The organism is Microbacterium sp. 13-71-7, from assembly GCF_002257455.1.
Classification (GTDB): Bacteria; Actinomycetota; Actinomycetes; order Actinomycetales; family Microbacteriaceae; genus Microbacterium.
Genome location: NZ_NCKN01000225.1, coordinates 1 through 6,288 on the forward strand (window position 1 = coordinate 1; position 6,288 = coordinate 6,288).

Annotated in this window: 4 protein-coding genes; 2 read left to right on the forward strand and 2 right to left on the reverse strand. The window is 65.9% G+C overall.

The annotated features are described in order from the left end of the window. On the reverse strand, nucleotides 1-820 hold an 820-nt coding region (locus tag B7X32_RS17135), incomplete at its 3' end, for a sigma-70 family RNA polymerase sigma factor (protein WP_292722363.1). Nucleotides 821-1,157: 337 nt separating this feature from the next. Further along, nucleotides 1,158-2,216 (reverse strand): hypothetical protein, encoded by a 1,059-nt coding sequence (locus B7X32_RS17140; protein WP_292722365.1) that lies wholly within the window; start codon nucleotides 2,214-2,216, stop codon nucleotides 1,158-1,160. Between the two features lie 372 nt (nucleotides 2,217-2,588). On the opposite strand from B7X32_RS17140, the gene B7X32_RS17145 reads away from it, so the two are divergent. Beyond that, on the forward strand, nucleotides 2,589-3,239 hold the full coding sequence (locus tag B7X32_RS17145; RefSeq protein WP_292722368.1) for a hypothetical protein: 651 nt from the start codon (nucleotides 2,589-2,591) through the stop codon (nucleotides 3,237-3,239). Nucleotides 3,240-4,405: 1,166 nt separating this feature from the next. Continuing rightward, a complete protein-coding gene (locus B7X32_RS17150) occupies nucleotides 4,406-5,674 on the forward strand; it encodes an IS256 family transposase (protein WP_292722370.1) in 1,269 nt (422 codons plus the stop codon). Nucleotides 5,675-6,288: the final 614 nt, after the last annotated feature.

Below are 6,288 nucleotides of genomic sequence, written 5' to 3' on the forward strand. Positions count from 1 at the left end.
TGGCGGTCGCCCCGCCCGATGTGGCGAGCCACGCCGTGTAGGCCGTAGCGCCCCCGACTCCGGCGGCGAGCGGGAGCAGGACGAGGCCGATGTGCCGATTCGCCTCGCCGGCTTCCTCGACCAGCACGGGGCATGTGGGGCACGTTTCGAGGTGGTCGTCGACGCGTCGCTGGTTCGCTTTCGCCAGCCGCTTCCGGAAGCTCGAGCCGAGGCGCTCGACCGTCCACCGGCACTCCGAGTCCTCCGGCAAGGACGCGAGATGAGCTTGGATCCACGACGCCCGCAGGCCCTCCCGCGCGCGATACGCCAGAGCCGCCACCGCATTCGGGGACATCCCCATCAACGGGGCGACATCCCGCGGAGGCATGCCTTCGACCTCGCTGTACCAGAGGACCTCCTGCCACTGCGAAGGCAGGGCACGGAACGCCTGCGCCGCCAGGGACCCGTTCAGTGCGGCCAGCTGGGCCTCTTCGGTGAACCGGACATCAGGGATGCTCTCGGCATGCTCCATCGGCGTCTCGCGGGAGCCTCGCCCCCAACTGGCAGCCGTGTTCCGGATCGCGGTGAACAGGTAGGGGCGGAACCCGGCGGTCGGCCCGCCACCCCGGGAGATCGTGGTGTAGATCTTCGTGAACGCTTCTGACACCAGATCATCCGGGTCGAAGGTGCCCGTGAACGAGCGTGCGACGGCGATCCCGGAACGGTAGTGCCGGTGCCAGAGCTCCCCATACGCGGCGGAATCGCCTCGTCTGGTGCGGTCGACAAGCTCAGAATCGGACGAGGCGTCAACCGACCGGATCGAGTCCACTACGCGTGACATGCCGTCCCGCTCCCAGACGCGCGACCCCCGGCAGAGCCCGCATCGAGAAGACGCGGATCAACAGCACCAACGCTGAACCGATTCTACCGCGTCCAGAAACCGAAGACGGCGGCAAACGGTCGTAGCCGGGGTTCGATGCGAACTCGACGAGAAGCTCCCCGCGACGAGATCTTCACGCGGTGATTCTTGGCGAGGAATCGCGGGTTGCCTGCCGGGCGTGACTGGGTGGAGCGCCGAAGACTCCCTTGCGTCGTGAAGGGGTCGAGCGCAAGGGAATCGGTCATCGGTCTCGGAGGGCAAGTGCTCAGCTAGACGGCACTCATGCGGTCAGCGAGTCTCATGGGCAGGCGATCCGGATGTACCCCGGGCCTCCATCGACATCGGTGAACGTGGTGGTGGAGTGGCCGCCGTTGCCGGCGGACAGGACGCTGCTCACCGCGACTCCTGAACCGCCTGTGAAGCTCGAACCGGCACCACCGTTGCCGCCGGTGTTCTGATAGTCGCCGTACCGCACCGCGGCTCCACCGGATCCGCCGCCCGCGTATCCGCCGCCGCCCGCTCCCTCATAGTTGGTTCCGGGTTTGGAGCTTGCTCCGTTCCCACCACCGTTCGCGCCTGTGCCGAACCCACCTCCTGCCGCGCCGGGGGAGGTAGCGCTGAAGGCGCCCGTGGTGCTGGCGAGTCCCGCCGCGCCTCCGTTGGCACCGCTGGCCGCTCCACCGCCGTTGACGGTGAACGTGTTGCCCGCGTTCGTCGTGACCGCGGTCGGCGCCCCGTCGCCCGGGGTCGGGCCTGCCGCACCGGCACCGGTCGAGCTGATGAAGTACGCCACAGTTCCTTCGCCGCCGCCAGCGCCACCGCCGCCACCAGCGACGACGAGGGGAGTCGTTGCACGGAGGATTGCAGAACCTGCACCTCCACCCGACGCGGGCCCGTACCAAACCCCTCCAACATTGGTGGCGTTGCCGCCATTGCCGAAACCCTTGCCCCCAAGGCCCTGTTTGTATACGCCCTGCCCGCCGCCGCCCACGATCAACGTCAGCGTCTCGCCAGGCACGACGGACAGCACACCGACGATGAGGGCGCCGGCCCCACCCGGTCCGTTTGTTCCGTAGTTGATGAAGTCACCTCCTCCGCCGCCTCCCGCGACTTCAAACTTGAGCGAGGTGACGCCGGCGGGGACCTTGTAGAAGTGCGTACCAGGAGAGTCGAAGGCACCCCCGACGCACGGGGTCCCGGACGCGGCCGCCATCGGCACCGCAGCAGCAGTGGCAAGGACCGGCAGAGACCACGCCGCCCCCTTCACGATCGTCCGACGCTGAATGGATCGACCAGGCGATCCCGCCTGTCCGGCTGCCAGCTTCTTCTGCGGCCCGAGGGCGCTCGACTCGTTCAAGATTTTCCCCTTTCATCCCGCGGCCCATGCCGTCTTCGACAACAGGCTCACGAGGTGTACCCGCATCAGGGTCGTCGCTGGAACGTCGCGACCTGGCGTCGAAACCGATATCAGAGAGCTATTCGCCGACAACCGGAGACATATTCGCCTGGCTGCGACTCGAGCTCGCCGAGGCTGATGAGCCCGCGCGTGCGGAAGCGCCACCTCGCCCGGCGGTGGTGTCCGCGGCGATCATCGGGAGACGCCTGGGCGGTGCGATCAGACTGATGGCGGCGATCGCCGGTACCGCCGCAGTGGCGGGTCAGTGGCCGGATAGAATCGCAGCGTGCGCCCGGGGATGGATGCATCGGCACCGATCCTGGGGGAGCGCACATGTACATCGGCCATTACGCGGCTGCGGCTGCCCTCCTGGCGCTGGTCCCCGAGCCGCATGCCGCAGCCGTGGTCGTTCCGGTCGCGGTGGGAGTCGCCTGGCCGGATCTCGTCTGGCCGGTGCTCGTCCTCGCGCGGAGAGAGAAAGTCACCGTCGATCCGGGCGATCCGCTGCAGCGATCCGTGCGGTTCGATGCGTATCCGCTCTCGCACTCGCTCGTGCTGAGCAATCTCCTGGCGCTCATTCCGGCGATCATCATCGCGCTCCTCTGCCGGAGCTGGCTGGCAGGGGCGCTGTTCCTGGTCGCCGCGATCTCGCATTGGCTGCTCGATCTCGTCGTCCATCTCCGCGACCTGCCGGTCCTCGGCTTCGGGCGCCACGATCGAAAGCTCGGTGCAGGCCTATGGAGGCTGCCGAGGACGGCGTTCTTCGCCGAGTACCTGTTCTTCGCCGCGGTGGTCCTCGCGGTCGCCCCACCCCGGCTGTTTGCAGGCGTTCTCGGCGGAGGGCTGCTCCTGCACCTGCTGAACGCGAACTCAGCGTTCGGATTCACGAAGAGGAACCCGTTCGGAACCCCAACGGCGTTCGCGATCATGACGCTCGTCGGATATGCCGCCGCCATCACCTGGTTCCTCATGGCCTGGCGGTAACCGCGCGAACCCGGTCGTCGATTGCCTGCCGACCTGAGTTCATCGCTCGCTCTCCAGTGCCGATGAAGCACCTGGTTGAGCGGGATGACGAGGACGCGCACGATCGCAGAGGGGTCGCCCCGAGCGCTCGTCTACGGAACGCCTGGCGCGAAAGGCAACAAGAAAGCCCCGACCCAGAGAACTGGATCGGGGCTTTGCAAGCTCCCCGGCTTGGACTCGAACCAAGAACCTGCCGGTCCTTGATCGCGTAGCTGAAGAGACTTGAGCCGATCCAACTTCCCGCAGCTTGTGCTGTCGAAAAATACCAGATCAGTCGATTAATTTGCACCAAGCCTAGAGGGGCTTGGTGCTCGTCCATCCCGTTCAGACTACGCGATCAGTACGTGTCTATGCGGGCTGATTCCGGTCAAATCGTGGAGATCTGAGGAGTTTATCGGGAGTAAATCAGGAGTGGAGAGCGGCGGAGGTCGACGCGATCGGGCGCCGGATCTGTGGTCGTAACGCCGGCCGAACCGCAGGTTTCTACGGTGGCCGGTGGGACCGCGCATCTAGTCCGCATGAGTCATGAAGACGAAGGCAGGTCAGAAGCCGGACCCGGCCCGGTCGACATGTTCGACACTGCGGCTGCGATGTTCCTGCGGACTACTTCGTCCAGCCTCGGCATGAGGGATCACTGGGCTCGACATCCGCGGATGGGTCGTGAACATGGCGAGCTTGACCCCGGTCTTTCGAAGTTTGATAGCGCGATTCTGGACCGCTCCGCGGCACGGATCCCGTTGGGCGGGTGGGCAGGTGACCTGATCGCCAACGCGGACCGAGCAAGGGTAAGACCGTGACTTTGTGGCGCTTGCCCGGAGGAAGAACGCCCAGAACAGCTCGTTCAGTATCGTGGTGATTGACTCTCGTGAGGCTGGCAATCCACACGATAAGCCGCATTATCGTGTGGGTCGTTGTACCCGGGAAGTGTCTCGAAGTGGGGGCAGGTTAGGTGTTGGTCTGTCGACGGAGCATGTCGATTTCTGACGCACAAGCGCGCGGCGCTGGGGCAGGGTGAGTCCCCTAGCGTGGTGTCACTTCCCGCGGGGGTTCTCGTCGTCGTAGACGATGAGGGGCCACCGTGGGATGACCAGTTGTTTCCGGCAAGAAGCAAAGAAGTGAATCCCACGATGACCCACCACCAGTCTGCCTTGACGACCCTGATCGGCGAAGTCCTCGCCGATCCCGACCTGGCCCACTCGGACGTGTTCCGGCGGATGCTGCAGGCCGGCCTGCAGGACCTGATCAACGCGGAAGCGACCGTGAAGATCGGTGCCGGCCCGCACGAGCGCACTCCTGAGCGGACGACGCGCTGTAACGGCACCCGTCCGAAGACGCTCGCGACCCCGGCCGGCGAGGTCGATCTTGCGATTCCGAAGCTGCGGGAGGGTTCGTTCTTCCCGTCGCTGCTCAGCCCGCGCCGTCGGGTCGACAAGGCGCTCTACGCGGTGATCTGCCAGGCCTGGATCGACGGCGTCAGCACCCGCAAGGTCGACCAGCTGGTCCGTGCCCTCGGCAACGACACAGGCATCAGCAGGTCCACTGTGTCGAGAATCTGCGGCGAGATCGACGAGGCGGTGCAGGAGTTCTTGCATCGCCGGATCGACCACACCTGGTTCCCATACCTGTTCCTCGACGCCACCTACCTCGACGTCCGCCACCGCGGCCGCGTCGTCTCCCAGGCGCTCGTCGTGGCCACCGGCGTCTCCGGCGACGGCAGGCGAGAGATCCTCGGGATGGCGCTCGGGGACGCCGAGACCACCGACTTCTGGACCGAGTTCCTCCGCGGGCTGCGTGAACGAGGGTTGAAGGTCGCGACCGACGCCGACCCGCTCGGCGTCGCCCTGGTCACGTCCGACGCGCACGCCGGCCTGAAGGCCGCGGTCAAGGCGATTCTGCCCGGGAGCGGGTGGCAGAGATGCCGGGTCCATTTCGCCCGCAACGTCACCCAGAAACTCGGGTCGGCCCGCTCCAAGCCGGTCAACGCGCTGATCTCGACGATCTTCGCGCAGACCACGACCGAGGCGGTCACCGCCCAATACCAGGCCGTCACCGACAGCCTCCGCGGCTCATTCCCGGAGATCGCGGCCATGCTCGAGGCAGCCGAACCCGACCTCACCGCGTTTGCACCGCTGCCGCGGGAGCACTGGCAGAAAGTCTGGTCGAACAACCCGATCGAACGCCTCAATCGGGAGATCAAACGCCGCGCGGACGTCGTCCAGATCTTCCCCGACCGCGACTCCGTCACCCGCCTCATCGGCGCCGTCCTGCAAGAGCAGCACGAGGAATGGTCCTACGGCGAACGCCGCTACTTCTCCGACATCTCGATGCGCAAGCTCGTCCACATCCTGAACGACCACGCCGAGCCCGCACGCCCCGAGCTCCACCTCACCGCCTGACCCTCGCCCACCACAGGAAACAACACGAGTGACACCACACCACGGGACTTGACCCTGGGGCACGGGTGTTATGCGACACCGCGGTCACTACTGCTCCGGTTCTCCGGAGCTGGGAGGGATGCTCTCGCTGCGATGCAGGCCCTGCGATGCTGGCCTTGGATCTCCACGAATGCACTTCGTCGGAAGGCAGTGCTGAGGCAGCCTGGAGTTGGAACGGCCGGAGGGTGCGTCGTCGATCCCTCGTCACACCGAAGCGTGCTGCTGTTCCGTGATCAGTTCGATCTGCTCGGAGCTGACTCCGCAGATGCGAAGACACGTGGATGCGATCTCTCTCGCGGATGGGGGAGCAGACGAGGGCTTGGAACTCCTATGGTGGATGATCAGCTCGGGGACTTGAGCGAGGATCTCTCCCAGCCTGTTGGCACGAATTGTGTTTGAGACGCTGGGCGATGATGCGGCACTTCCGATGCGCCCGTAAATGCGCTCGAGTTCAGCGCGTCGAGCCCAGAAGTCCGCGTACCTGGGTGCGCGCGCCTCAGGGAGTAGCCAAAGGTACCCGGCGTTGTGATCGCGTGTGGTCAACTCTGCCGCGTCCGCGTGAGCCAGCGTGTACT